At 73.9% G+C, this 25,863-nt stretch carries 25 protein-coding genes and 1 pseudogene; 14 read left to right on the forward strand and 12 right to left on the reverse strand.

Annotated features, from left to right (window positions below):
- Positions 1–156: 156 nt before the first annotated feature.
- The 3 genes from ABD067_RS10950 to ABD067_RS10960 form a co-directional block, all read right to left on the reverse strand.
- A complete protein-coding gene (locus ABD067_RS10950) occupies positions 157–510 on the reverse strand; it encodes a hypothetical protein (protein WP_343895325.1) in 354 nt (117 codons plus the stop codon).
- Positions 511–586: 76 nt separating this feature from the next.
- Positions 587–799 carry a DUF1127 domain-containing protein gene (locus ABD067_RS10955; protein WP_343895326.1) on the reverse strand — a complete coding sequence of 71 codons (213 nt, stop codon included), beginning with the start codon at positions 797–799 and terminating at the stop codon, positions 587–589.
- An 88-nt stretch (positions 800–887) separates the two neighbouring features.
- Complete coding sequence (locus ABD067_RS10960; RefSeq protein ID WP_343895328.1) at positions 888–1,997, reverse strand: class I SAM-dependent methyltransferase; 1,110 nt, start codon at positions 1,995–1,997, stop codon at positions 888–890.
- Positions 1,998–2,479: 482 nt separating this feature from the next.
- On the opposite strand from ABD067_RS10960, the gene ABD067_RS10965 reads away from it, so the two are divergent.
- The 3 genes from ABD067_RS10965 to ABD067_RS10975 all read left to right on the forward strand — a co-directional run bounded on the left by ABD067_RS10965 (position 2,480) and on the right by ABD067_RS10975 (position 6,176).
- Positions 2,480–3,700: an alpha/beta fold hydrolase gene (locus tag ABD067_RS10965; protein WP_343895329.1), complete on the forward strand. Its 1,221-nt coding sequence runs from the start codon at positions 2,480–2,482 to the stop codon at positions 3,698–3,700.
- A 217-nt stretch (positions 3,701–3,917) separates the two neighbouring features.
- On the forward strand, positions 3,918–4,964 hold the full coding sequence (locus ABD067_RS10970; RefSeq protein ID WP_343895330.1) for an AraC family transcriptional regulator: 1,047 nt from the start codon (positions 3,918–3,920) through the stop codon (positions 4,962–4,964).
- Between the two features lie 108 nt (positions 4,965–5,072).
- Complete coding sequence (locus tag ABD067_RS10975) at positions 5,073–6,176, forward strand: DSD1 family PLP-dependent enzyme (protein WP_343895331.1); 1,104 nt, start codon at positions 5,073–5,075, stop codon at positions 6,174–6,176.
- A 22-nt stretch (positions 6,177–6,198) separates the two neighbouring features.
- Here the strand turns inward: ABD067_RS10975 and ABD067_RS10980 are convergent, their stop codons facing one another.
- Positions 6,199–7,362: a D-alanyl-D-alanine carboxypeptidase family protein gene (locus ABD067_RS10980; RefSeq protein ID WP_343895332.1), complete on the reverse strand. Its 1,164-nt coding sequence runs from the start codon at positions 7,360–7,362 to the stop codon at positions 6,199–6,201.
- Positions 7,363–7,702: 340 nt separating this feature from the next.
- On the opposite strand from ABD067_RS10980, the gene ABD067_RS10985 reads away from it, so the two are divergent.
- The 4 genes from ABD067_RS10985 (at position 7,703) to ABD067_RS11000 (ending at position 11,842) form a co-directional block, all read left to right on the forward strand.
- Positions 7,703–8,242, forward strand: coding sequence for a phasin family protein (locus ABD067_RS10985; protein WP_343895333.1), 540 nt, complete (start codon positions 7,703–7,705; stop codon positions 8,240–8,242).
- Between the two features lie 301 nt (positions 8,243–8,543).
- On the forward strand, positions 8,544–8,894 hold the full coding sequence (clpS, locus tag ABD067_RS10990) for an ATP-dependent Clp protease adapter ClpS (protein ID WP_343895334.1): 351 nt from the start codon (positions 8,544–8,546) through the stop codon (positions 8,892–8,894).
- A 162-nt stretch (positions 8,895–9,056) separates the two neighbouring features.
- Entirely contained in the window at positions 9,057–11,396 is a 2,340-nt protein-coding gene (gene clpA / locus ABD067_RS10995) for an ATP-dependent Clp protease ATP-binding subunit ClpA (protein WP_343895335.1), read from the forward strand.
- A 101-nt stretch (positions 11,397–11,497) separates the two neighbouring features.
- Positions 11,498–11,842, forward strand: a complete 345-nt coding sequence (locus ABD067_RS11000; RefSeq protein WP_408871539.1) for a carboxymuconolactone decarboxylase family protein — start codon at positions 11,498–11,500, stop codon at positions 11,840–11,842.
- Between the two features lie 19 nt (positions 11,843–11,861).
- On the opposite strand, the gene ABD067_RS11005 is transcribed toward ABD067_RS11000, so the two are convergent.
- From ABD067_RS11005 to ABD067_RS11015, 3 genes are read right to left on the reverse strand one after another with little or no spacing between them, the layout of a single operon-like run.
- Positions 11,862–12,821 carry an alpha/beta hydrolase gene (locus ABD067_RS11005; protein ID WP_343895337.1) on the reverse strand — a complete coding sequence of 320 codons (960 nt, stop codon included), beginning with the start codon at positions 12,819–12,821 and terminating at the stop codon, positions 11,862–11,864.
- The gene (locus ABD067_RS11010; RefSeq protein ID WP_343895373.1) at positions 12,773–13,054 is read right to left on the reverse strand and encodes a hypothetical protein; all 282 of its coding nucleotides are present in this window, start codon (positions 13,052–13,054) and stop codon (positions 12,773–12,775) included. The genes ABD067_RS11005 and ABD067_RS11010 overlap by 49 nt, the downstream gene beginning before the upstream one ends.
- 55 nt (positions 13,055–13,109) lie before the next feature.
- Positions 13,110–14,003 (reverse strand): polyphosphate kinase 2 family protein, encoded by an 894-nt coding sequence (locus ABD067_RS11015; protein ID WP_343895338.1) that lies wholly within the window; start codon positions 14,001–14,003, stop codon positions 13,110–13,112.
- Between the two features lie 167 nt (positions 14,004–14,170).
- Here ABD067_RS11015 and ABD067_RS11020 point away from each other — a divergent pair, with 167 nt between their 5' ends.
- The 4 genes from ABD067_RS11020 (at position 14,171) to ABD067_RS11035 (ending at position 18,195) form a co-directional block, all read left to right on the forward strand.
- On the forward strand, positions 14,171–14,812 hold the full coding sequence (locus ABD067_RS11020) for a thiamine pyrophosphate-binding protein (RefSeq protein ID WP_456305244.1): 642 nt from the start codon (positions 14,171–14,173) through the stop codon (positions 14,810–14,812).
- Positions 14,740–15,762 (forward strand): thiamine pyrophosphate-dependent enzyme, encoded by a 1,023-nt coding sequence (locus ABD067_RS11025; protein ID WP_343895340.1) that lies wholly within the window; start codon positions 14,740–14,742, stop codon positions 15,760–15,762. Before ABD067_RS11020 ends, ABD067_RS11025 begins: the two co-directional genes overlap by 73 nt.
- Positions 15,759–16,736: a Bug family tripartite tricarboxylate transporter substrate binding protein gene (locus tag ABD067_RS11030; RefSeq protein WP_343895341.1), complete on the forward strand. Its 978-nt coding sequence runs from the start codon at positions 15,759–15,761 to the stop codon at positions 16,734–16,736. The genes ABD067_RS11025 and ABD067_RS11030 overlap by 4 nt, the downstream gene beginning before the upstream one ends.
- Before the next feature lie 91 nt (positions 16,737–16,827).
- Entirely contained in the window at positions 16,828–18,195 is a 1,368-nt protein-coding gene (locus ABD067_RS11035) for an A/G-specific adenine glycosylase (RefSeq protein ID WP_408871538.1), read from the forward strand.
- 29 nt (positions 18,196–18,224) lie between these two features.
- Here the strand turns inward: ABD067_RS11035 and ABD067_RS11040 are convergent.
- Positions 18,225–18,743 (reverse strand): annotated as a pseudogene (locus ABD067_RS11040) (DUF2066 domain-containing protein); the annotation flags it as partial.
- 146 nt (positions 18,744–18,889) lie between these two features.
- Here ABD067_RS11040 and ABD067_RS11045 point away from each other — a divergent pair.
- A complete protein-coding gene (locus ABD067_RS11045; protein ID WP_343895343.1) occupies positions 18,890–19,771 on the forward strand; it encodes an alpha/beta fold hydrolase in 882 nt (293 codons plus the stop codon).
- 12 nt (positions 19,772–19,783) lie between these two features.
- Here ABD067_RS11045 and ABD067_RS11050 read toward each other — a convergent pair whose 3' ends face one another.
- Positions 19,784–19,996, reverse strand: a complete 213-nt coding sequence (locus ABD067_RS11050) for a hypothetical protein (protein WP_343895344.1) — start codon at positions 19,994–19,996, stop codon at positions 19,784–19,786.
- A gap of 139 nt (positions 19,997–20,135) precedes the next feature.
- On the opposite strand from ABD067_RS11050, the gene ABD067_RS11055 reads away from it, so the two are divergent.
- The gene (locus tag ABD067_RS11055; RefSeq protein ID WP_343895345.1) at positions 20,136–20,462 is read left to right on the forward strand and encodes a DUF167 domain-containing protein; all 327 of its coding nucleotides are present in this window, start codon (positions 20,136–20,138) and stop codon (positions 20,460–20,462) included.
- Here ABD067_RS11055 and ABD067_RS11060 read toward each other — a convergent pair.
- Positions 20,459–21,463, reverse strand: coding sequence for an LLM class flavin-dependent oxidoreductase (locus ABD067_RS11060; RefSeq protein WP_343895346.1), 1,005 nt, complete (start codon positions 21,461–21,463; stop codon positions 20,459–20,461). The two genes, ABD067_RS11055 and ABD067_RS11060, sit on opposite strands and share 4 nt — an antisense overlap.
- A 237-nt stretch (positions 21,464–21,700) precedes the next feature.
- Between ABD067_RS11060 and ABD067_RS11065 the strand changes: the two genes are divergently transcribed.
- Complete coding sequence (locus tag ABD067_RS11065; protein WP_343895347.1) at positions 21,701–22,954, forward strand: MFS transporter; 1,254 nt, start codon at positions 21,701–21,703, stop codon at positions 22,952–22,954.
- 697 nt (positions 22,955–23,651) lie between these two features.
- Here the strand turns inward: ABD067_RS11065 and ABD067_RS11070 are convergent.
- Together ABD067_RS11070 and ABD067_RS11075 are read right to left on the reverse strand one after the other, a co-directional pair.
- Complete coding sequence (locus tag ABD067_RS11070; RefSeq protein ID WP_343895348.1) at positions 23,652–24,641, reverse strand: calcium-binding protein; 990 nt, start codon at positions 24,639–24,641, stop codon at positions 23,652–23,654.
- A gap of 470 nt (positions 24,642–25,111) precedes the next feature.
- Entirely contained in the window at positions 25,112–25,837 is a 726-nt protein-coding gene (locus ABD067_RS11075) for a DUF1028 domain-containing protein (protein ID WP_343895349.1), read from the reverse strand.
- Positions 25,838–25,863: the final 26 nt, after the last annotated feature.

A 25,863-nucleotide genomic window follows, 5' to 3' on the forward strand; every position in this document is an offset into this window, starting at 1 on the left:
GCCGCCGCTGGCGGCGGTAGCGCGCTCATGCCCGCCCCCGCCAGCCGGCCGCGATGCCCCGGCCCACGGCGCCAGAACGCCCGGGCGCGCGAGCGCCCGGATGGCGTTCAACCGAGCCGGGCCGGGCGAACCCGGCCCGGTCCGCGCGGGCCGGCATCAGCCGCGCGGTCCCGCCGCCCCGCCGGCCAGCATCGGAGCCGGCGCCGCATCGGGCGCGGAAGGCTCGGCGTAGCTCAGCACGGCGTCGTCGCCGCCGCCGGAGAGCGTGGCGAAGCGGCCCTCCCGCACCGGGTCCGGCCCGGCGTAGAGGATGGCGCCGTCGTCTCCGCCGCCCAGGAGTCGCGCCGCGCGGCCGCCGGCGACATTTCCGCGCTCGGCCGACCCCTCGTAGACGACGCCATACCCGTCGCCGGTCTGCTCCAGGCGCGGCTGCGCGCCGGCCGGGCCAGCGGCGAGGCCGGTGGCCACGGCCACGGCGATGCCGGCCAGGACGTTCGTGATGCTCTTCATGGTCGTTCTCCTCGATGCTTCGCGGCCGGTGATGCGGCCGCCGTTGTGTCGGCGTCCTCGTTGCCGGGTCCGGCGTTCAGCCGCGCGTCCGGCGCCAACGCGCCGCCTCTGCCCAGACGTCGTAGTGCGACAGGCCGAGGTCCCGCAGCGCCCGCTCGTCCATCGCCGCGAGCGTCCGCAGGTCGCGCGCGCGGACGCGCCAGGCGGCGAAGGCGCGCCGGGCCAGCGCGAAGGGGTTCGCCCGCGCGCCGCCGCTCCCGGCCGCGCCCGTGGTGCCGTCTATGCTCATGGTCGTGTGCTCCTCTTGGGCGCGCCCGCCATGCCGAAAGGCCCGCCGCGGCCGGGGCGCGCCTGGGGCGCCCGCGGCGGGGCCGTATTCAGGGTTTCGCTTCGATCACCATGTTGAACGGCGTCTCGGTGGCCACGCGCACGCGGGAGAACCCGGCCTCGCGCAGCACCGCCTCCAGCCGCGCCGGACCGGCCTGCGCGCCGAGCGCCGGGCCGTCGGCCGCCTGGTCCAGCGCCACCGGCGTGCAGATCATGGTGGAGGCCGCGTAGTACATGCGGCCGACCGGGTTGAAGTTGTCCTCCAGCCGGTCGGCGGAGCGCGGCTCCACCACCATGAAGGTGCCGTCCGGGGCGAGCGCCGAGCGGACGTGCCGCGCCGTGCCGACCGGGTCGCCCATGTCGTGCAGCGCGTCGAAGCAGGCGACGAGGTCGTAGCCCGCGCCGGGGAAGTCGGACGCGCCCGCCGCCTCGAAGGCCGTGTTCGCCGACACGCCGGCGCGGGCCGCCGCGGCGCGCGCGAAGGCGACCGAGCCCTCGTGGTAGTCGAACCCGGCGATCCGCGAGCGCGGGAATGCCTTCGCCATGAGCACGGCGGAAGCGCCGTGGCCGCAGCCCACGTCCGCGACGGACGCGCCGCGCTCCAGCTTCGCCGCGACGCCGTCCAGCGCGGGCAGCCAGCTCTCCACGAGGTGGGTCGCGTAGCCCGGCCGGAAGCACCGCTCGATGCCGCTGAACAGGCAAGGGCAGCGCCCGTGGTAGCCGGCGCCGCGCCCGCCGCGCTCGCGGAAGGCCCGCGCCACCTTGGGGGTGTCGAGGGCGTTGGCGTAGGCCAGCTCGAAATGGCCGAGCATGAAGACCGGGCTGTCCGGGCGGGCGAAGACCATCGCCTGCTCGGGCGTCATGGCGAAGCGGCCGGTGGCGGCGTCGTACTCGACGTAGCCGGCGGCGGCGTGGGCCGAGAGCCACTCGCGCACCAGCCGCTCCTGCGCGCCGGCGAGGCGCGCCAACGCGGCCGGCGTCACGGGGCCGGCCCCGGCCAGCGCCGCGTAGAGGCCCAGCTCGTCGCCGATGCGCACGAGCGGCACGATGAATGCGGCGCCGAGGTCGCCGAGCATCTTGCCCACGAAGGCGTCGAGCTTCGCGGGATCGGGCGCGGCGTCCGCGACGGCGGCGCGTTGGTCGAACGTTATGGCGTCCATGTCTTCTCCTCCTCCAGGTTCTTCAGGGGCCGGGCGCGCCTCGCGTCGGCGACCGCCGCGGTGCGCGCGTCGCGTCGCCTTCGGGCGCGGCGCACGCGTGCCGGGGGCCTCCGCGCCGGGGCGGCGGGGCGTTCGGAGCGCTGTCCATAAGGCGCCTGCCCGGGCGGCGGCTGTGCGCCGCCGCACCCTCCGCCGCAGCGCCGCCGGCGCCGACCGCCGCACGCGACCGGCGCGCGCCGACGGCGGAAGGCGAGGACCGGCGAGCCGTCCCCCGCGGCGGCGGAACCCGTCGTCCCCAAGCGCGCCGGCCATGGCGCCCTCCCGCGAACCGCCCGGGGCCGATTTCCCGGGACGGTCGGCACCATGCCGGTGTGTGACGGGGCTCGCTTGAAGGAGGGCCCTACGTGCGCTTGAGATGTCGTCCATTTCCGCCCGACTCCGCTCGGGACGCCGCGCGGCGGAGGGCGCATCGGAGGGGAGGGATGCGCTTCCATTTCGGCGATTGCGTCCTCGACGCGGACCGGCGCGAGCTGCGCCGCGCGGGGGAGCCGGTCGCGGTGGAGCCGCAGGTCTTCGACCTCCTGCTGCACCTCGTGCGCGAGCGCGAGCACGTGGTTTCCAAAGACGGCCTCCTGGACGCCGTCTGGAACGGCCGGATCGTCTCCGAGTCCACGCTGAGCAGCCGCATCAACGCCGCGCGCCGGGCGGTCGGCGACGCCGGGGCGGAGCAGGGGCTCATCCGCACCTACGCGCGTCGGGGCTTCCGCTTCGTCGGCGAGGTGCGGGAAGAGGGCGGCGCGCCGGGCCTGGCCGCCGCGGTGCCCGGCGGGCCGGCTGGCGCCGGGGTCCTGCCGCCGCCGCCGCCGCAAGAGGTCGCGTTCTTCCGCGCGCCCGACGGCGTGACCCTCGCCGCCGCCTCCGTGGGCGAAGGGCCGGAAACGCTGGTGAAGACCGCCAATTGGCTCACCCACCTGGAGCAGGACTGGCGCAGCCCGTTCTGGTCGCACCTGCTCCGACACCTCGCGCGCGGCCGGCGCTTGGTGCGCTACGACGCGCGCGGCAGCGGGCTGTCCGACCGCGGGGTGCCCGACATCTCCTTCGGCGCCTTCCTCGGCGACCTGGAGGCGATGGTGGACCGCTTCGGCCTCCACCGCTTCTCGCTGTTCGGCCCTTCCCAGGGCGCCTCGGTCGCCGCCGCCTACGCGGCGCTGCACCCGGAGCGCGTGTCGCGCCTCGTGCTGCTCGGCGGCTACGCCCAGGGCCGGAACCGGCGCGGGTCGGAGGACGAGCGGGACATGGCGCGCGCCTTCGCCGCGCTGATCCGCCGCGGCTGGGGCGACGAGCGCTCCGCCTTCATGCGGGCCTACCATTCCGTGTACTTCCCGGGCGCGTCGCCCGAGCAGCTCCGCGGCTGGGCGGAGATGCAGCGCCTGTCGGCCACGCCCGAGGACGCCATGCGCATCCGCCTGGCCTGCGACGACATCGACGTGCTCGACCTCTTGCCGCGCGTGCGCGCGCCGACGCTCGTGCTGCACTGCCGCGGCGACAACGTGGTGCCGCTCGAGCAGGGGCGCCGCATCGCCGCCGCGATCCCCGGCGCCCGGCTCGTGGTGCTGGAGAGCGACAACCACGTCGTGCTGCCCGGCGAGCCGGAATGGCCGCGCTTCGTGGGGGAGTTGGAGGGCTTCCTGCGCGGGACTTGAGCCCGGCCGCGTCCTGCGCGGCGCCGCGTGCGTGTGGCGCTGTGCGGGCAGGGGGTCCATGGCGCGTCTCCGTGCGTCGGCCCGCAACGCGTAAGCCAAGCGCGGCCGCCGCTGAATGACGGGGATGCCGCCCGGATTGACCGTCCGTCCAAATCGTTTCTATGCTTGACCGAGCGTCCAATGCGCTTGCTCGAACGTCCGCCGGAGGGTGGTGGGGATGGGCACGGATGCTTTGTCCGACGTGCTGCGCGCCGTGCGGCTGACCGGCGCCATCTTCTTCAAGGTCGACGCGCGCGACCCCTGGGTCGCGGAAACGCCGCCCGTCGCGGTGTGCGCCCCGCATGTCCTGCCGTTGGCGGAACACGTCATCGAGTACCACGTCGTCCGCGGCGGCTCCTGCTGGGGCGGGCTGCTGGACGCCGCGCCGGTGCGGCTGGAGGAGGGCGACGTCATCGCCTTCCCGCAAGGCGACCCGCACGTGCTGTCGAGCGCGCCCGGCATGCGCCTCCCGCCCGACCTGGCGGCGCTGCGCGCGGCCGCGGCGGCCGCGGCAACGCGCCCCTATGCGATGAGCGTGGGCGAGCCGGGCCCGGCGACCGCCTCCATCGTCTGCGGCTTCCTCGGCTGCGACGCGCGGCCCTTCAACCCGTTGCTCGGCGCCTTGCCTCGGATGCTGCACCTCCGCACCCGGTCGGAGCGCGACGGCTCCTGGCTAGGCCACTTGGTCGGCGCGGCGTTCGCGGAGGCCATGGAAGGGCGGATCGGCGGCCGCTCCATCGTGTCGCGGCTGAGCGAGCTGATGTTCGTCGAACTGGTGCGCCGGCACGTGGAGGCGATGCCGCCGGAGGCCACCGGCTGGTTCGCGGGGCTGCGCGACCCGCATGTGGGCCGCGCGCTCAACCTGCTGCACGGCCGGGCGGCGGAATCGTGGACGCTGGAGCGGTTGGCGCGGGAGGTGGGGCTGTCCCGTTCGTCCTTGGCCGAGCGTTTCGCCAGGCTGATCGGGCAACCGCCCATGCAGTACCTCGCGCGATGGCGGATGCAGCTCGCGGCGGGGATGCTGGCGGACGGGAACCGGCAGGTCGCGCAGGTGGCGGCGGAGGTCGGCTACGACTCCGAAGCCGCCTTCAGCCGCGCCTTCAGCAAGATGGTGGGGGTGCCGCCGGCCGCTTGGCGCAGGGCCCGCCTGCGCCCGGCCGGCCCCGGCGGGGGCGGGGCTCCCCAGGACACGCCGGCCCCGCCCGTTCCCGCCCGCCTGTCGTAGCGGCCCGGAGCCCCGGCGGCGCCTCGCGCCGGGGAGGCTGTTCAAGGAGGCCGCCGCGCGGCCTAGGCTGCCGCGGACGACGACCAACGCCGAGGAGCAGACCGGCCGATGCAGCCACCGCCCGCCGAACCGGGTATGCGCGAGGAGGAGGTGGACACGCCCGCCCTCCTGCTCGACCTCGACGCCTTCGAGCACAACCTGGACCGCATGGCGGCGCTGCTGGAGCCCACCGGCGCCCGGCTGCGCGCCCACGCCAAGACGCACAAGTCTCCCGTGATCGCGCGGATGCAGATGGCCCGCGGCGCGGTCGGGCAGTGCGTCCAGAAGGTGGCGGAGGCCGAGGTCCTCGCCTGGGGCGGCGTGCCGGACATCCTGGTGAGCAACGAGGTGGCGGGCGCGCGCAAGCTGGCCCGGCTGGCGGCGCTCACCCGCATCGCGCGCGTCGCGGTCTGCGCCGACGACCCGGGGCAGGTCGCGGCCGTCGAAGCGGCCGCGGAAGCGGCGGGCGTCCGGCTCGACGTGCTGGTGGAAATCGACGTCGGCGCCGGCCGCTGCGGGGTGGAGCCCGGGCCGCCCGCGGTGGCGCTGGCGGAGCGCATCGCCGCGAGCCGGCACCTGCGCTTCGGCGGCCTCCAGGCCTACCACGGCAGCGCGCAGCACCGGCGCGCGCCGGCCGAGCGGGAAGGGGCCATCGCCGCCGCGGCGGAAGGGGCGCGCCGCACGGTGGAGCAGCTCCGGCAACGCGGCCTCGAATGCCCCATCGTCGGCGGCGCCGGCACCGGCACCTTCGCGCTGGAGGCCGGCAGCGGCGTGTTCACCGAGATCCAGGCCGGCTCCTACGCCTTCATGGACGCCGACTACGCCCGCAACGAGGCCCCGCCGCCCTTCCGGCAGTCGCTGTTCGTGCTGGCCACCGTCATGAGCCGGGCGGTGGCGGGCATGGCGGTGGTGGACGCCGGGCACAAGGCTGTGGCGGTGGACTCCGGCCTGCCGCTGGTGTGGGGGCGGCCGGGCTTGCGCTGCGTCGGCGCCTCCGACGAGCACGGCAGCTTCCGGGTCGAAGACGGCGAGGCGCCGGCGCTCGGCGAGAAGTTGCGCCTCGTGCCCGGGCACTGCGACCCGACCGTGGACCGGCACGATTGGTACGTCGGCGTGCGGAACGGCCGGGTGGAGTGCCTGTGGCCGGTGGCGGCGCGCGGCGCGATGTTCTGAGTAAAAGAGGGGCGCCGCCGTCCTAGCGGCGCGCCTTGGCCGCCTTCGCCGGGACGGCGGGAGCGGCCTGCGCGGCCCCGAGCGGCGCCGCGCGCGTGCCCCGGGCGATCGTGGTCCGGCCGCCGGCGTCACCCTGCTCGATCCGCACCGTGCGCCGCGGCACGGGGCCGGGCCTGGCCGAAGCCTTGGCGCGCGGCGCCACGGCGATGGCGGATCGGGCGGGCGCGGCGCGGTTCGTGGCGGCGAGCCTGAGCGTCGGCCGGGTGGCGGCCATCCGGGCGGTGGCCGCCCGCGCCGCGGCGGCGCGGATGGTCGCCGCTTGGGCGGCGCGGGCCAGCAGGCCCGGCGAGCCGCCGCCGCGAACCATCACGGGCCGGTCGTCGTCGCGCGGCGCCACGCCCATGGCGGAGAAGCCGCGGTCGAGGATCGCCATCATGTGCCGGTCGCGCTCGCGCCCGGTGCGGCCGCCGAACACGGCCGCCACCAGCCGCACCCCGTCGCGCTGGGCGCTGGCCACAAGGTTGAAGCCGCTGTCGTTGACGTAGCCGGTCTTGATGCCGTCCGTTCCGTCGTACTCGTTGAGCAGCCGGTTGTGGTTCCAGTGGGTCCGGCCGCGGAACACGAAGTGCGGCGTCGAAAAGTAGGAGAAGCGGTCGGGGAAGTCGTGCATCAGCCGCCGGCCGAGCAGCGCCATGTCCCGCGCCGTCGTCACTTGGTCGAGGTCCGGCAGGCCGGAGGCGTTGCGGAAGGCCGTGCGCGTCATGCCGAGCGCCCGGGCCTTCATGGTCATCATCTGGGCGAATCGGTACTCGCTCCCGCCGCCCAGGAATTCGCCCAGAGCCGCCGCGGCGTCGTTCGCCGACTTCGTGACCAGGGCGAGGATCGCCTCCTCGACCGTGAGCGTCATCCCGGCGGCGAGGCCGAGGCGCGAAGGCGGCATGGACGCGGCATCGGCCGAGACGCGAATCGGGCTGGAAAGCGAGATGCGCCCGTCCCTCAGGGCCTCGAAGGCCATGTAGACGGTCATCATCTTGGTGAGCGACGCGGGGTAGCGATGCTCGTCCGCGTTGGCGGCCATGAGCACGGACCCGTTCTGCGCGTCGGCGACGATGGCGGCGTAGCGGTCGCCCCCGATCTGCGCCCTCGCCGGAGCGGGCGCCGCTATACCGAATCCAAAACAAACCATCGCAAGAGCCGCTGTGGCTCGGATGCGCGTCCCTGCGCTGCTCGCTGACATGCGGCCCCCTGGTACGAGGCCCGCCCCCCCGGCAGCCTGCGTACCGGTTGGATTCTACGCGGAAGTCGATCCGATTGTCACCGTGAACTGAGTGGGAACAATCGGTTTCGAAAAGATTGACGGGTCCGTGATGCTTTCCGCCGGCAGGGTTGGCCGGCCGGATTTGTGCACTGCAAAAAAATCCGCTTGCTCGGCTTGATGGCAGGGATTAGGACCTCAATATTGCAGTGCAGCATAACCGGCCGGTTCACGCCACTGGTCGGGTCATCTCAAACAGGAGGATGAGACCATGGCGGTTGCCACCGAAGCGAAGACGAACGACGCGGCCAAGGCGGTCGTGGCCAAGAAGGTGCCCGGCGAGACGGCGCAAGCGACCGCCGCTTACGCCCGCATGCTCGTCGATGAGAGCGCGTCCCGGACGCGCGCAGGAACGGAGAAGACCATGGACCAGATGAACCGCGCCGCCGGCACCGTTTTCAAGGCCGCCGAAGAGGCCGCCGCTTTCGGCCGCGGCAACGTCGAGGCGTTCGCCAAGGCGACCCAGGCCTACGTGTCCGGCGTGCAGGATCTCAGCCGCCAGACGGTTGCGATGGTGCAGGGCCTTACCGACCAGGCGCTCGAGGGCGCCAAGGCTCTCAGCGGCACCCGCAACCTGAAGGAAGCGGCCGAGATCCAGGCCGGCTTGGCCCGTACCGCCTTCGAGCGCGCCGTTTCCGAGACCACCAAGCTGCAGGAGACCGCGCTGAAGGTGGCCGAGCAGTCCTTCGCGCCGCTGTCCGCACGCGTGACCCTCGCGGTCGAGAAGATGGGCCGCCCGATCGCCGCCTGAGACCGGAACGGCGAGGCGCCGTCGCGCAGCGCCGTCCGACTGCCGCCTCCCGGCACTCGGTTCCGAGGCCCGGCCAGCCCCTTGATCCGCGTCGGCGGGAGGGGGGCGGGGCGGGTCTCTCCAATTCGCGTCGTCGCAGCCCCACGGGCCCGTTAATTCCAGGCGGCCCCTCACCATATGCCCCCTTAGACGGGGGTGGGCCGCTTCACCTCGGACTCCCCTCCCGGTATCCTTCCTGTAAAGTGGCGGCCGTCGCTTCGCAGCCTGCGGACGGGGTGCGTTTCGCCTGACCGGGGATTCCATGAGCGATCGAGACAAGTGGCCGAACGGCGGCGGCAACACGCCCGGCGACACGACCCCCAACACGGGCGTCGTGGTCAAGGCGCGCCCGCGCACCAAGAAGCCTTCGATGTACAAAGTGCTCATGCTGAACGACGACTACACGCCCATGGAGTTCGTCGTGCATGTGCTGGAGCGGTTCTTCCAGAAGAACCGGGAAGAGGCCACCCGCATCATGCTGCACGTGCACCGGCGCGGCGTCGGGGTGTGCGGCGTCTACACCTACGAGGTCGCCGAGACCAAGGTGACCCAGGTCATGGACTTGGCCCGCCAGAACCAGCACCCGTTGCAGTGCACGATCGAGAAGGAATGATCCCTTCTGGGTGACGAAAACCGGTTCAATGCGCTTCCGCGCCGGACGCGGTGCGGTTGTGTCCGGTTGGAGAGCCACAACATGGCTGACGGAGGGGTCCGGAAACCCGCCGTCACTCCGAACGCTTTCGGAGCAAGGGCCTGATCTGGGAGCGTTCTGAGCATGCTTTCACGAAACCTCGAACAGACGCTCCACCGCGCGCTGGGCCTGGCGAACGAACGCCGGCACGAATACGCGACCCTGGAACATCTGCTGCTCGCGCTGACTGACGACGGCGACGCGACGAACGTGCTGCGGGCTTGCGGCGTGGACGTTGACAAGCTGAAGCGCGACCTCACCGAGTTCCTCGACAAGGATTTGGCCGGGTTGGTGGCCGAGCGTTCGGGCGACCCGAAGCCGACCGCCGGCTTCCAACGGGTGGTCCAGCGGGCCGCCATCCACGTCCAATCCTCCGGCCGGGACGAGGTGACGGGCGCCAACGTGCTCGTCGCCCTGTTCAGCGAGCGCGAGAGCCACGCCGTGTACTTCCTGCAGTTGCAGGACATGACGCGCCTCGACGCGGTGAATTTCATCGCCCACGGCATCGCCAAGGCGCCGGGCCGTTCGCAACCACGGCCCGTGCAGGGCTCCGCCAACGGCGAGGAGCCGGTGGAAAAAGAAGAGAAGCCCCGCTCCGGCCGCGGCCAGGACGCGCTGTCCAACTACTGCGTGAACCTGAACAAGAAGGCGCAGCAGGGGCGGATCGACCCGCTGATCGGGCGCGACTCGGAGATCGAGCGCACCATCCAGATCCTGTGCCGCCGCACCAAGAACAACCCGCTCTACGTGGGCGACCCCGGCGTGGGAAAGACCGCCATCGCCGAGGGCTTGGCCAAGCGCATCATCGAGGGCGATGTGCCCGACGTGCTGCTCAAGTCCACCATCTTCGCGCTGGACATGGGCAGCCTGCTCGCCGGCACCCGCTACCGCGGCGACTTCGAGGAGCGGTTGAAGGCGGTGGTGCAGGAGCTGGAGAACCAGCCCGGTTCCATCCTTTTCATCGACGAGATCCACACCGTGATCGGCGCCGGCGCCACCAGCGGCGGGGCGATGGACGCGTCCAACCTGCTCAAGCCGGCGCTGGCCCAGGGCACGCTGCGTTGCATCGGCTCCACGACCTACAAGGAATACCGCAATTACTTCGAGAAGGACCGCGCGCTGGTCCGCCGCTTCCAGAAGATCGACGTCAACGAGCCGACGGTGGACGACGCGATCAAGATCCTCCAGGGCCTCAAGACCAACTACGAGAAGCACCACAAGGTCCGCTACACGCCGGAGGCCATCAAGGCCGCGGTGGAGCTGTCGGCCAAGTACATCCACGACCGCAAGCTGCCGGACAAGGCGATCGACGTGATCGACGAGGTCGGCGCTTCGCGGATGCTGCTGCCGGAGAACCGCCGCCGGAAGACGGTGACGCTCAAGGACGTGGAGGAGGTGGTCGCCAAGATCGCGCGCATCCCCCCGAAGAGCGTGTCCAACGACGATAAGGAAACGCTCCGCAACCTGGAGCGAGACCTCAAGGCAATGGTGTTCGGCCAGGACGGGGCGATCGAGGCGTTGTCGGCGGCGATCAAGCTGTCCCGCGCCGGGCTCCGCGACCCGGAGAAGCCGATCGGCAACTACCTGTTCAGCGGCCCCACCGGCGTCGGCAAGACGGAGGTGGCGAAGCAGCTCGCCAAGACGCTCGGCATCGAGCTGATCCGCTTCGACATGTCTGAGTACATGGAGCGGCACAGCGTGTCGCGCCTGATCGGCGCGCCTCCGGGCTACGTGGGCTTCGACCAGGGCGGGCTGCTGACGGACGCCATCGACCAGCACCCGCACGCGGTGCTGCTGCTGGACGAGATCGAGAAGGCGCACCTCGACCTGTACAATATCCTGTTGCAGGTGATGGACCACGGGAAGCTCACCGACCACAACGGCAAGACCGTGGACTTCCGTAACGTCATCCTCATCATGACCACCAATGCGGGCGCGTCGGACATGGCCAAGGAGGCCATCGGCTTCGGCCGCACGCAGCGGACGGGCGAGGACGAGGAAGCGATCAAGCGGATGTTCACGCCGGAGTTCCGCAACCGGCTGGACGCAGTGGTGCCCTTCGCCGGGCTGACGCCGGAGATCGTGGCGCGCGTGGTCGAGAAGTTCGTCATGCAGCTCGAGGCGCAACTCGCCGACCGCAACGTGACGATCGAACTGTCCTCGGCCGCCAAGGAGTGGCTGGCCGAGCGCGGCTACGAGCCGCTCTACGGCGCCCGGCCGTTGGCCCGCGTGATCCAGGAGCACGTGAAGAAGCCGCTCGCGGAGGAGCTGCTGTTCGGCAGGCTCGCCAAGGGCGGCGCGGTGAAGGTCGGCCTCCGCGACGGCATGCTGTCCTTCGAGTACATCGAGGCCGCGCCCCCGGCGTTGCCGAAGCCCGAAGAGGGCGACGGTGAAGCGGAGCGGGAGCCGGAAACCATCGAGTAGCTTCCTCTCCCGTCTGCGAAGCGGCAGCATGGGAACGGGCGCGGTCCACGGGGCCGCGCCCGTTTCGCGTGAGGAGGACGCACATGACCGCCGACACCCGCATCCACGACTGGGACGGCTACAACGCCGGCCTGCGCGATCGCGGCCGGGAGCTGACCGCGCTGCATCCCGAGTTCATGAAGGGTTTCGGCGCGCTGAACCGCGGTGCCGCCACGACCCGCCACCTCGACGCCAAGACGCGCGAGATGATCGCCCTGGCCGTCGCCGTGACCACGCGTTGCGAAGGCTGCATCGACGCCCACGCGCGCAAGGCCAAGGCGGCGGGCGCCACCAAGGAGGAGATCGCGGAAGCGCTCGGCGTCGCCATCGCGCTGAACGCCGGCGCGGCGCTGACCTACAGCCTGCACGTGCTCGACGCGGTGGACGGGGCGGGGCAGAGCGGTTGAGGGGGCGCGGTCCCGACGACTAGGTCGGGGTCGCCCCTTCGGTGTGAGCCGCGCCCGCCCGCTCCACGAAGGCCACGACATCCTCCATCACCGGCGCGCCCGCCAAGCCCAACGCGCGCAGGGGCGCGGCGAAGGCGGCGACGATGCCGACATGGCCGACGCGCGGGTACAGGCGCAGCTCCGGCGCGCCGCCGGCGGCGCGGAGGCGCTCGGCGAGGCGGGTCGAGTGGAACGTGCCGACCCTGGTGTCGCCCTCCCCGTGCAGCAGCAGCGCCGGCGGCGCCCCGGCGAGGGCGGCGTCGGAGGGCGCGGCTTCCAGGCGCCCGCCCGGGGCCGCAGCGAAGATCGTGGCCAGCGGCTCGTCCCTCGGCGTCCAGTCGAAAGGACCCGCCAGGGCGATCAGGCCGGCCAGCGCGTCCCGGCCTCCGGGCAGCCCGGCCGCGTCCAGCCAGCGCGGGTCGAGGGCCAGCGCCGCCGCGTTGTAGGCGCCGGCCGAATGGCCCATGGCGAAGCACGGGCCGGGCGGCGCCCCGGCGGCCCGGCCCCGCTCGCCGCGCAGCCAAGCCACGGCAAGGGCGCCGTCCTCCAGGAAGTCCGGCCAGTGCCCTTCGGGGTGGAGGCGGTAGTCCGGGACCGCCACGGCCAGGCCGCGCGAGGCCAGGGCCCGAGCCAGGAAGGGGTAGTCCCGGCGGCTCCCTTGTTGCCAGTTGCCGCCGTGGAAGAAGGCGAGGAGCGGCGTGGCCTCGCCGGCTCCGGCGGGCAGGTAGAGGTCCAGGCGCTGCCGCGGCAGCGGGCCGTAGGCGAGGTCCGCGACACGCCGACCGCCGCCGCTGGAGGTCAGGGCGTTGGCGAGGTCCGCCGGGCCGCAGGCGGGGAGCCACGCCGCCGGCAGGGAGGCGAGCAGCGCGCGGCGCCAAGCCCCGGCAGTCCTCAGACGAATCGGCCCCGCAGGAAGCCCAGGGCGGGCAGGGGCGTCCACTTGCGCGGCAGGTCGGCGCGGCGGATCGGCGCCACGCTGTAATGCGGCACCGGCTGGCGCGAGCGGCGGAGGAAGTCCTCGTAGGCGCGCACCTGCTGCGCGCGCCAAGCCCTGTCCTCCAGCGCCGCCGCCCGGCTGCGGTGGATGTCGGCGACGCGGTTTGTGCGCCCGACCGTGGCGACGACCGCCCAGAGCGTGTCGTCGTCCCGGCCGAGGCTGATGAGTTCCGGCACGCCCCTTGGATGGCAAATGCCGGGCGGTGCCGTCAAGCACGGCGCGCCAGCGCCGTCACCCCTCGGCCACCAACGCCTTGCGGGCTTCCTCCAGCGCCGCCCGCTCCGACTCGTCCAGCCGCGGGTAGTGCAGGTCGAGCCCTTCCAGCGCTTCCGACAGCGCCACGGAGACCACCAGCCGGGCGAAGGGCTTGTTGTCGGCCGGTACGACGAACCACGGCGCGTGGGGCGCGGCGGTGGCCCGGATCGCCGCGTCGTAGGCGTCCTGGTAGGCGTCCCAGTGGCGCCGCTCGGCCACGTCGCCGGCCTCGAATTTCCAGTTCTTCTCCGGCTCCTCGATGCGCGCCAGGAAGCGCCGGTATTGCTCCTCCTTGCCGACGTGCAGGAAGAATTTCAGGATCAGCACGCCCTGCCGCGCCAGGTAGCGCTCGAAGGCGGCGATGTCCTCCAGCCGCTCGTCGTAGAGGCGCTTGTGGGCGCGGAGTTCTGGCGGGAGCTTCTGCTTGTCCAGGATCGCCGGGTGGACGCGGGCGACCAGCACCTCCTCGTACCAGGACCGGTTGTGGATGCCGATCATCCCGCGCGCCGGCAGGCTGGTGACGTGCCGCCACAGGAAGTCGTGGTCCAGTTCCAAGGCGTTCGGGGCCTTGAAGCTGGTGACGTGGCACCCCTGCGGGTTCAGGCCGGTGAACACGTGCTTGATGGCGCCGTCCTTGCCGGCCGCGTCCATGGCCTGGAAGATGCACAGCACGGCCCAGCGGTCCTGCGCGTAGAGCTTGTCTTGGTCCTCGGACAGCCGCTCGACGCCTTCGCGGAGCAGGTCCGCCATCTCCTGCTTGCTGTTGTTGAGGCCGGCCCTGTCGTCCGTCGCGTACCGCTTCAGGCGGAAGTTCTTGCCGTCCTCCACCCGGTAGCGATCCACCAGCTTCTGCCGCTGCTTCGCGTCCATCCGCCCTCCGTCCCGCGCCCAAGGCGCCCAAGGTGACCCGCTCCCGGCCCGGGTGGTAGACCGGACTCCGGCGGCGGGAGGGCACAATGGAACAGGCGGGCGCTGCGGGGCAGGGGGGCGGAAGGACGGTGCGCGACGCGGCGGTGGACCTGCTGCGCGGCCTCGGTATGACGACCGTATTCGGCAACCCGGGCTCCACCGAGATCCCGTTCCTCGGCGAGTGGCCGAACAGCCTGCGCTACGTGCTCGGCTTGCAGGAATCGTCCGTGGTGGCGATGGCGGACGGCTACGCGCGGGCCACCGGCCGCGCCGCCTTCTGCAACCTGCACTCCGCCGCCGGGGTCGGGCACGCGCTGGGCAACGTGTTCACCGCCCACCGCAACAACGCCCCCCTGGTGATCACCGCCGGCCAGCAGGCGCGCGAACTGCTGCCGCACCAGCCCTTCCTCGGCGCGACCGACGCCGCGCAATTCCCGAAGCCCTACGTGAAGTGGAGCGTGGAGCCGGCGCGGGCCGAGGACGTGCCCGCCGCCATCGCGCAGGCGTGGCGCGTCGCCATGCAGCGCCCGCGCGGCCCGGCCTTCGTCTCCATCCCCGCGGACGACTGGGCGAGGCCCGCCGCCGCGCCGGCCGTCGCGCGCGCCGCGCCCAGCGACCCGGCGCCGGACCCGGAGGCGCTGCGGGAACTGGCGGCGGCGCTGGCGGCGGCGCGNCGCTGGCCGCGGCGCGGCGCCCCGTGCTGGTGGTCGGCCCGGAAGCGGACGAGGAGGGCGCCGGACCCGCCGTGGTCGCGCTCGCCGAGCGGCTGAACGCGCCCGTCTGGGCCAGCCCCTTCGCCAGCCGCCTGTGCTTCCCCGAGGACCACCGCCTGTTCGCCGGCCACCTCGCCGCCGCGCCGGGCGAGGTGGCGGAGGCGCTGGCCGGGCACGACCTGGTGCTGGTGCTCGGCGCGCCGGTGTTCACCTTCCACGTCGCCGGGCATTGCGCGCTGTTCGACGGCTTCACGCCGCTGTGGCACCTGACAACCGATGCCGAAGCGGCGGCGCGCGCGCCGGTGGGGACGGGCGTGCTGGGCGGCCTCCGCACCGGCCTGCCGGCGCTGCTTCCGTTCTTGCCGGAGGCGCATGGCCGCGCCGACCGGCCGGCGCGGCGACGCCCGCCCGCGCCGGCCGCCGCGGACCCGCTTCCCGCGGCTTTCGTGCTGTCGCGCCTGTCGCTCCTCATGCCGCCCGGCGCCGCCGTGGTGGAGGAGGCGCCGTCGCACCGCCCGGCGATGCATGCGCACCTGCCGTTCCGCGAATGGGGTTCGTTCTTCACCATGGCCAGCGGCGGCCTCGGCTACGCGCTGCCGGCCGCGGTCGGCGTCTCGCTCGCGCGGGCGGAGGCGGGGAACGCGGCGCGGGTCGTGTGCCTGATCGGCGACGGCTCGCTGATGTACTCCGTGCAGGCGTTGTGGACGGCGGCGCAGCACCGGCTGCCGCTCTCGGTGGTGGTGCTCAACAACCGGGGCTATGGCGCGATGCGCTCCTTCAGCCAAGTGATGGGCACGCGCGGGGTGCCGGGGATAGACCTGCCCGGGCTGGACTTCACCGCCATCGCCCGCGGCCACGGCTGCGCCGCCGAACGGGTGGAGAAGCCCGGCGCGCTGAACGAGGCGTTGGCCTGGGCGCTGGCAACGGACGGGCCGGCGCTGCTGGACGTGGCGGTGGACGCGGCGGTGCCGGCACTCTACCGCGCTGCAAGGGAGGACGCGCGATGACGACGGTGCCGAAGCGGCGGACCGCGCTGGGCGCAATTGCGGCGGCGTTCTCGATCAGCGGCGCGCGCGCCCAGGGCGCGTGGCCTTCGCGCCCCGTGCGCATGGTCGTGCCGTTCCCGCCCGGCGGCCTGGCCGACTCCGTGGCGCGGCCCTTGGCGGCGCGGCTCACCACCGTGTTCGGCCAGCCCTTCGTCGTGGACAACCGCCCCGGCGCCGGCGGCAACCTCGGCGCGGAGCAGGTGGCGAAGTCCGAGCCGGACGGGCACACGCTGCTGGTCGGCTCGCTCGGGCCGCTGGCGGTGAACGCGTGGCTGTTCCCCTCCTTGCCCTTCGACCCGCGCGCCTTCGCGCCGGTGTCCTTGCTGATCGAGACGCCGAAGGTGGTGGTCGTGAACCCTTCGCGGCCCTGGCGCTCCCTGGAGGAGCTGACCGCTGCCGCGCGCGCCGCGCCGGGGCGCTTGTCCGCGGGGTCGGCCGGCAACGGCTCCTCGCTGCACATCGCGCTGGAACTCTACAAGCGCGCCGCTGGTGTGGACGTGACGCACGTGCCCTACCGTGGCGCGGCGGTGGCGATCACCGACCTCGTCGGCGGGCGGCTCGATTTCATCATCGACAACGTGCCGAACATCCTGGCGCAGATCCGCGCCGGCGCGGTGCGCCCGCTCGCCACCGCGACCGAGGCGCGGCTGCCGCAACTGCCCGAGGTGCCGACCACCGCCGAGGCCGGGCTGCCCGGCTTGCGCTTCGGCACGTGGTTCGGCCTGGTGGCGCCGCCCGGCACGCCGGCCGCGGTGACGGAGCGCCTTGCGGCGGCCGTGGACGCGGCGCTGCGCGACCCGGAGATCGGCGGGCGCTTGGCCGAACAGGGCGCGGTGCCGGGCGGAGGCACGCCCGAGGCGTTCGGCCGCTTCATGGAGGCCGAGCGCGCGAAGCTGGAACCCGTGGTCCGCGGCAGCGGGATGCGCGCCGACTGACGACCCGGCCGCCGGGCCGGTTCCTTCGCGCGGGATGCCGCGCTAGGACGGCGGTGTCCCCGCGCGCCCCCCATTTCAGCGAACCGCCCGCTTGTCCTTCCACCTCCCGCCGCCCGACACCGGCGCGCTCGCCGCCCGCCTGCTCGCCTGGTACGACCGGCACCGCCGCCACCTGCCCTGGCGGATGCCGCCCGGGGTGCGTTCCGACCCCTACCTGGTCTGGGTCAGCGAGGTGATGCTCCAGCAGGTGCGCGTGGAAACCGTCGCGCGCTACTACGGCCCGTTCGTCGAGCGCTGGCCGACGGTCGGAGCGCTGGCCGCGGCGCCGCTCGAAGAGGTGCTGCGCGCCTGGTCCGGCCTTGGCCGCTACGCGCGGGCGCACAACCTGCACGCCAGCGCGCGTCTGGTCGTGGAGCGCCACGGCGGGCGCGTGCCGGAGGACGAGGCGGCGCTGCTCGCCCTGCCCGGCGTCGGCCCCTACACGGCGGCGGCGATCCTCGCCATCGGCTTCGGCCGCGGCGGGTCGGCGGTGCCGGTGGACGGCAACATCGAGCGCGTGGTCGCGCGACTCTTCGCGCTCGGCTGGGACACGGGCTCGCCGGCGTCGCGGCGCAGGGCGGAGCTGCGCCGCCTGGCGGCGTCCCTGGCGCCGCAGGCGCGCCCCGGCGACCACGCGCAAGCGCTGATGGACCTCGGCGCCACCATTTGCATCCCCAACGGCCGGCCGCGCTGCGGCGCTTGCCCGGTGGCGGACGCCTGCGCGGCGCGGGCTGCGGGTGTCGCGGAAACGCTGGCGCTCGGGCCGAAGCGCGCGCCGAAGCCGAAGCGCTTCGCCGCCGCGTTCTGGGTGTCCCGCCCCAGGGACGGCGCGGTGCTGATGCGGCGCCGCCCGGCCAGGGGGCTGCTCGGCGGCACGTTGGAGCCGCCCTCGACGGAGTGGCGCCCGGGCCGGGCGTGGCGCATGGCCGAGGCGGTGTCGAGCGGCGCCGCTCCGGTCGGGGCGGCGTGGCGGAGGCTGCGCGGCCGCGTGCGCCACGCGCTGTCCGATTTCGAGGTCGAGTTCGCCGTGATGGCCGCGGCCGATCCCCGGCGCTTGCCCGGCGCGGGCGAGGACGGCGCCGTATGGGTGCCGCGCGAGGCGTTGGAGGGAGAGGCGCTGTCCACCATGTCGCGCAAGCTCGTGCGCCACGCGCTCGCGGCGGAGGGGCGCGGCGGTCAGCGCGGCGCCGCCGCCGCGGTGCCGCCAGGCCGGAGCCGCAGCGCAGCGCCGCCCACCAGCGCCCGGAACGCTTCGTCCAGGCTGGCGCCGGAAACGCCCCAAACCTCCCCGCGCAGCTCGAACGCGGCCCGCCAGCCGAACTCGGCTTCCGCCCACTCGACTCTGCCCGCGACCGGGACGGCGCCGGACGGGACCGCGGCGGCCGCGCCCCTGAGCGGCAGGGCAATGGGCATGGCGTAGCGCGCGCCGGCCGCGGTGAGCGCGGCGCGCGCCCGGTCCACCAGCGGGTCGTCGGCGGTGAGCGCGGTTTCGCGCCCGTCGCGGAAGCGGAGCGCCAGCATCGGCGCGACGCGCGGCCGCGGCCCCGGCCAGGGCCGCTCCCCGAGCGCGGCCAGGGCGGCGCGCAGCCCGGCCTCGGCGAACCGGACGGTGAGCAGGAAGGGCCGGTCGTAGGTGCCCTGCTCGTCGCGCAGCGGCTTGTCGATCAAGACGTCCTCGTAGGAAAGGTCGAGCACGAGCGGCGCCGGGTCGAGCGCCGCCACCCGCGCGTCCTCCTCCAGCGCCGGGTTGCCGGACAGCTTGGCCAGCACGGTGCCGAGCGCCCGTCGCACCGCCGGCGTCCGGTCCGAGCGGCCCGGCGCGTCGGTGCGGACGGTCGCGGTGACGAGCTGGTCGGGCAGCGCCTCCGCCGCCGCGGGTCCGGGCGCGGCAACGGCCGCCACGGCGGGTAGCAGGGCCGCGAGGCAGGCGCGGCGGCTCGGGCCGCGTGGTGCGCTCCGTCCATCCATGCCGATGACGCTCCGCGTTCTCGACGCCGCAGCCTAGACCGCGGCGGTGGTGGCGCGAACCCGCCGCCGCTCGAGGCCTGCTTCCCCTGGCCGCACTTCCGGCCGAAGCTGGCGCGCGCAGACCGCGAACGGGAGGAGGGGGAGCGATGCCCTACGCCAAGACGGACGACGGCGTGAAGCTGCACTACGAAGAGACCGGCTCGGGGACGCCGGTGGTCTTCGTCCACGAGTTCGCCGGCGACGGCCGGAGCTGGGAGCCGCAGCTCCGCCACTTCGGCCAGCGCCACCGCGCCATCGCCTACAACGCCCGCGGCTACCCGCCCTCCGACGTGCCGCTCGACGCCGCCTCCTACTCGCAAGACCGCGCGGCGGACGACATCGCCGCCGTGCTCGACCACTTGAAGATCGGCAAAGCGCACGTGGTCGGCCTGTCCATGGGCGGCTTCGCCACGCTGCACTTCGGCTTCAGGCATCCGGAGCGCGTCCGCTCGCTCACCGTCGCGGGCTGCGGCTACGGCGCGGAGCCGGGCAAGCGCGAGCAGTTCCGGGCGGAGGGGATGAAGGTGGTCGAGTTCATCCGCACCGAGGGGATGGCCGCCTTCGCCGAGAAGTACGCCTACGGGCCGACGCGCGTGCAGTTCGCCAACAAGGACCCTCGCGGCTTCGCCGAGTTCCAGCGCATGCTGGCGGAGCACGACGCCACCGGCTCGGCCAACACGCAACTAGGCGTGCAGCGCGAGCGTCCGTCCCTGTGGGACCTGACCGACAAGATGAAGGCGCTCCGCGTGCCGACCCTGGTGCTCACCGGCGACGAGGACTGGCCTTGCCTGCTGCCGGGCGTGCTGATGAAGGAGAACATCCCGACAGCGGCGCTGGCGGTGATGCCGAACTGCGGCCACATCATCAACCTGGAGGACCCGGACGGCTTCAACCGCATCGTCGGCGGCTTCCTGGCGCAGGCGGACGCCGGCCGCTGGCCGGAGCGCGACCCGCGCGCCACGGCGGGGACGATACTCGGGATGCGGTGAAGCGTCGCCGCATCAGCCTTTCCCCTTGGCCGGGGTGCCCGCGGCTTCGCGGACCGCGCGCTCCATCTTGTCGCCGTGCGGCTTGGGACTGTCGCCGGAGGCCGGGACGCTTCCGCCCGCCGCGCCGGCTTCCTTCGCGCGGGCGGCGGCGTCCGCTTCCCGCTCCGTCCTCACGTCGTCCAGCGCCGGCGCCCCCGGCTTCTTCCCTTCGGCTGCGTTCGCCATCCTGCGCTCCTCCCCGTTCCCTGCTACACCAGGAGAACGCCGCCGGAGCGGCGGCGGTTCGCCGCCGCGGGCCGCCGCCCTATGCTGCGGCGCGATGCGCAGCAGCGACCCGGACGACGATGGACGAGCCGCGGCCCGCTTGCCCTTCGCAACGGCCGCCGGAGCCGGAGTCCGCCTCGCGGTGCGCCTCACGCCCAGGGCGGCGCGCGACGGGCTCGACGGGGTCGCGGCGGCCGACGCTGAGGGGCGGGCGGCGCTGCGACTGCGGGTGGCCGCGCCGCCCGTGGACGGGGCGGCGAACGCGGCGCTGGTGGGATACGTCGCCGCGTCGTTGGGGCTGCGGAAGTCGGATGTCGCCATCGTCTCCGGCGAGCGGGGGCGGCTGAAGCTGCTCGAACTCTCCGGCGACCCGGACGCGCTGCTCGCGCGGCTGGCCGAGTGGGTCGGAGGCGGGCGGGGGCGTTAAGCGGCGGCGGCCATCTCCGCGTGCAGCCCGGCCAGGATCTCGAAGGAGCGGCGGCGGGCGGCGTGGTCGTGGATCTGCGCCGTGACCATCAGCTCGTCGGGGCGGGTGCGGGACACGAACTCCGCCAGCCCGCGCCGCACAGAGTCCGGGCCGCCGACGAAGGAGCAGGCGAGGGCGTTGTCGAGCATGGCGCGGGCGCGCGGGTCGGCGAGGCGCGGGTCGTCCGGGTCCACCGGCCGGGGCAGCTTGCCGGGGCGGCCGGTGCGGAGGTTGAGGAAGGCCTGCTGCAACGAGGTGAAGAGGCGCCGCGCCTCGGCGTCCGTGTCGGCGGCGAAGACGTTGGCGCCGAGCATCACGTAGGGCGCCTGGAGCCGCTCCGAGGGGCGGAAGCGCTCGCGGTAGATGGCGACCGCTTCCATCATCTGCGCCGGGGCGAAGTGCGAGGCGAAAGCGTAGGGCAGGCCGAGCACGGCGGCGAGCTGGGCGCCGAAGGTGCTGGAGCCCAGTATCCACACCGGCACGTCGAGCCCCGCGCCCGGCACCGCCTGCACCGCTTGGCCCGGCTGCGCGGGGCGGAAGTAGCCCAGCAACTCCACCACGTCGCGCGGGAAGTCGTCCACGTCGCCCGACAGGGTCCGGCGCATCGCCTGGGCGGTCAGCATGTCGGAGCCCGGGGCGCGGCCGAGGCCGAGGTCGATGCGGCCCGGGTGCAGGGCGGCGAGGGTGCCGAACTGCTCCGCGATCACCAGGGGCGAGTGGTTCGGCAGCATGATGCCGCCGGCGCCGACGCGGATGGTGCGCGTTCCCGCCGCGACGTGGGCCAGCGCGACGGCGGTGGCGGCGCTGGCGATGCCGGGCATGTTGTGGTGCTCGGCCATCCAGTAGCGGCGGTAGCCCAGCGCCTCGGCGTGCCGCGCGAGGTCGAGCGAGTTCCGCAACGCCTGGCCGGCGTCGCTGCCTTCGGGGACGGGGGAGAGGTCTAGGACGGACAAGGGGACCATGGTCCGCCATATGGGGACGCGGCGCCCCGCTGTTGAAGGGCGGCGTTGCCGGGGGCGGCCGGCGCTCCTGGACCCGTTTCAGCCTGACTGCGGTCAGGCCGAACCGCGTCCAGGGTTTGCTGGACCGGCGATTCACGCCCTGGGTGTTCCCACCCAGGGCGACCCCGGTCTAGGCTCCCGGATCGCGGCGTCGCCCGGCCGGTCCGGCGGGGACGGCGCCGTCCGGGAGAACGCCTCTTGTCCACACGATCGGCCGCGGGGGAAACGCCGCGGCGGCCGGCGGGCGACCTGGAGTCGCCCTACGCATGGCTGCGCTTGGCCGCCGCGGTCTGCCTCGGCACGGTGGGCGGCGTCGGCATGTGGTCGGTCGTGGTGGTGCTGCCGGCGGTGCAGGCCGAGTTCGGCGTCGCCCGCGCCGACGCTTCGCTGCCCTACACCTGCGTCACCCTCGGCTTGGTGGCGGGCGGCGTGCTGATGGGGCGGCTGTCCGACCGTTTCGGCGTGGCCGTGCCGGCGGCCATCGGCAGCGTTTCGCTCGGGCTGGGCTATCTGCTCGCCGCGCGGATGGAGAGCCTTTGGGCGTTCTCCTTGGTCTATGGCGGCATGATCGGGCTGCTGGGGACGGCGGCGGTGTTCGGGCCGCTGGTGGCGGACACCTCGCTCTGGTTCGGGCGGCGGCGCGGCATCGCCGTGGCGCTCTGCGCCAGCGGCAACTACTTCGCCGGCGCGGTGTGGCCGCCGGTGGTCCAGCACTTCGTCGAAACCGTGGGCTGGCGGCAGACGCACACCGGCATCGGCCTGTTCTGCCTCGCCGCCATGCTGCCGCTGACCCTCGCGTTGCGCCGTCCGCCGCCGGAACAGGGCGCGCCGGTGTCGGCTGGCGGCAGGGCGGCCTGGCCGGCGCTCGGGCTGCCGCCGAACGCGTTGCAGGCGCTGCTCGCGGTGGCGGGCGTTTCCTGCTGCGTGGCGATGGCGATGCCGCAGGTCCACATCGTCGCCTACTGCGTGGACCTCGGCTACGGCGCGGCGCGCGGGGCGGAAATGCTCTCGCTCATGCTCGCCTGCGGGGTGGCGAGCCGCCTGGCGTTCGGCCTGGTGATGGACCGGATCGGCGGCCTGGCGACGCTGCTGCTCGGCTCGATGCTGCAGGCGGCGGCGCTGGCGCTGTTCCTGCCGTTCGACGGGCTGGCCTCGCTCTACGCGATCTCCGCCATCTTCGGGCTGTTCCAGGGCGGCATCGTGCCGAGCTACGCCATGATCGTGCGGGAGTTCTTCCCGGCGCGGGAAGCGGGCACGCGGGTCGGCATCGCCCTGTCCTCCACCCTGGCCGGCATGGCGCTCGGGGGATGGATGTCCGGGGCGATCTTCGACGCGACCGGGTCCTACCAAGCGGCCGTCCTCAACGGCCTGCTGTGGAACGGGGCGAACATGGCGGTGGCGGCTTGGCTGCTGCTGCGGGCGCGGCGGCGGCCCCGGGTGGCGCTGGCCTGATCCCGGAGAGGCCGCTTCCGAGCGCCGGGCCTCGTGGCGGAAGCGGTTGGCGCCGGTGCGGGATTGGGACAATTCCCAGGAGGGCGCGGCGGCGTTCCGGGAGTAGCGGGCGCCGGTGTTCCGGGGCGGTGACAAGGGCGGTCCGACTGGGCGCCGCGGCTTCGCGGTCCCGGCGGTCGAATTTTGGCGATTTCGGACGAATCCCTCGCGCGCCGGATCGCGGCGGCGGAGGCGCGGGGGGGAGCGGCGCGGATAGCGTCCGGCGCGGCGCGCGCTCGGCTTGGCGGCCCGCGCACCGGTTGGTGGCGGGGCGGGCTCGACATCGGTGCTCGATCTTCGCCGCTTTCGGACAAATCATCTGCACGGGTACGGGCCGTGGGGAGGGTGGCGGCGGCGCTTGCCCCGCGGTGCGTTCAGACGAATCCGCCGCGCCGACGGTCACGGCGAGGCGGGAGCGATGCTGGTGGTTGGGGTGGGGCCGTTCGGGCGAATGCCGCTCCGTCGGGATTGCGGCCGGACGCGCGCAGTGCCGGTTCCCGGCGCGGGCACGTCTGGAGGGGGCGTCCTTCGCTCCTTTCGCGGTTGCTGGGGAGCGACGAAGGGTGCCATGAGGATATAATTCCTATAACTGCCGTGTTTGTCAAGGCTGGCGGCGGCGGTGCCTCGATTGTGAGACAGGGCGGGCTCGGCGCCCGCGTCAGGCGAAGACGACGTCGCCCGGGGCCACCGGTCCCCCCAACACCATGACCTTGGCGTCGCCGTCGCCCACGGCGATGAGCGTCGCCCCGGCGGAAAGCGGGGCGACGGTGAGGTCGCTCTCGGCGTAGCCGATGAACACGAGCGCGTCGCCCTCGCCGGCCGAGCCGCTGAAGTCGGTTACGAGATCGCCGCCGAACGATCCCGCGAAGTGGAATCGGTCCGCGCCGGCGCCGCCGGTCAGCGCGTCGCCGCCGCCGCGCGCCGCGCCTGCGGTCCCGGGCGCGTCTCCGTTGAGGGTGTCGTCGCCATCTCCGCCGTCGAGGACGTCGTCGCCGCCCCGCGCGCCGCCTTCCATGGCGAACCCGCGGACATCGCCGTAGAGCTGGTCGTCGCCGGCGCCGCCCCGGAGGACGTCGTTTCCGCCCCGCGCGCCGCCCCACATGACGTCGCCTACGTCGCCGCTGAGGGTGTCGTCGCCGTCTCCGCCGTAGAGGCGGTCGTCGCCGCCGCGCGCGGAGCTTTCCATGAACGCCCCGACATCGCCGTAGAGCTGGTCGTCGCCGGCGCCGCCCCGGAGGACGTCGCCGCCGCCCGCCGCGCCGTCGAACATGCGGTAGCCGACGTCGCCGGTGAGGAAGTCGTCGCCGTTTCCGCCGTCGAGGCGATCGTCGCCGCCGCGCGCGTCGCCGGACAGGTAGAAATAGGCGTCGCCGCTCAGGGCGTCGGCACCGTCTCCGCCGCCGAGTCGGTCGTTGCCGCCGCGCGCGGAGCCGGACACCACGACGGCGTCGCCGGTGATGACGTCGTCGCCGTTGTCGCCTTCGAGTCGGTCGTTGCCGCCGCGGCCCCGCATGAGGTCGCCGAGGTTTCCCGGCGCGTCGGGTTCGATGTTGAGGCCGGTGCCGGTGTAAGGATCGCCGTAGATGCGGTCGGCGGCGTTCGTACCCTCGACCCGATCGTTGCCGGTGGTGCCCAGAACAACTGCCATGCTGTTATCCTCCCTGCGAACGGCGGGGCTGGCCGGGCGCGCGCCGTATGGACCGAGCTAGCCGAGCTAGCCTGCCCCGCCGTCCCCGGGGCCGCATTGCGCCCGGTCAACAAGAACGATCGCGCCGGCGTGGTTCCGCGGTGGTCGCTGCCGCCGAAGCCCGGGGCGGGGAGGGTGTGTGTACCCGCTCCCGGAAGCCGGCCCGCTACGGCCGGAACACGGCTCGGATGCAGTGGTCCTTCTTGAGTTCTTAAACAGGTCGGAGCCGCGCGGCCCCTGCTCCAGCGGCATCGGGTGGGTGAGCCGCGGCGAAGGGTCCATTCCAGCGCGCTTGATATGTGCCGGAACAGCCGCTCGGCGCAGCGCTGGCCGTGCTGCTGGCCCGAGTGGACGGTGGGCGCCTTGTTCACCACCGCCCCCATCGGGAACTTGCCGCGAAGGAGCCGTACCGGTGCAGCGCGGGGTGGGGATCAGCGTCGGAAGCGCAACTCCAGCCCCCGCGCGCGCCAGCCCGCTTCGATCGCGTCCAGGTCCACCAAGCCGGACGGGTCGGCCTTGCGCGGCGCGGTGCGCAGGCCCGGTTCGCGGTCGCGCCGCCACACGGCGAGCAGGCGCCGCAGCTCTTCGAGCGGGGCGGGGTGGTCGTCCACGCGGATGTTGATGTCCGGGAAGTCCTCCGTGGTGACGAGCAGCAGCGCGGCCGATTGCAGGCCCCGCTTGTCGCCGCCCGCCGCCTGCCCGGCCTCCATCGCGGCCAGCAGGCGCTCCGGGAACGGGAGCGCCGACGGCCCGGCGGCCCCGAAGCGGGCCAGGGCTTCGGCCGCCACGGCGGGGCCGGCCAGCATGTTGCCCGCCACCGAAACCCCTTCAGCGCGCGCGTCGCCGGCCCACTCCACGCAATGCGCGCCCGTGTGCGCCGCCGCGCGGCCGTGCCGGTCCACGGCGTGGACCTGCCGGATGCCGCGGCCCGCGTCGCCGGCCAGGGCGGACTCGATCGCGTCGGCGGGCGGCAGGCCGCGCGCCATGGCGTCCAGCACCGCCGGGCCGAGGTAGCGGTTGGTGATGGACTGGGTGGACACGGCGCCGACGCCGGAGCGGACGAAGGGGCAGTTCGCGCCGACCCCGAAGGCGCGGGTGGCGACCGCGACGGCGAAGGCGCCCGTGCCGGGGTCGTGGGCGGCGATGGACCAGGTCATGCGAAACAGAACCCCCCAGCGTTGCG

The organism is Craurococcus roseus (genome assembly GCF_039523795.1).
Lineage (GTDB): Bacteria > Pseudomonadota > Alphaproteobacteria > Acetobacterales > Acetobacteraceae > Craurococcus > Craurococcus roseus.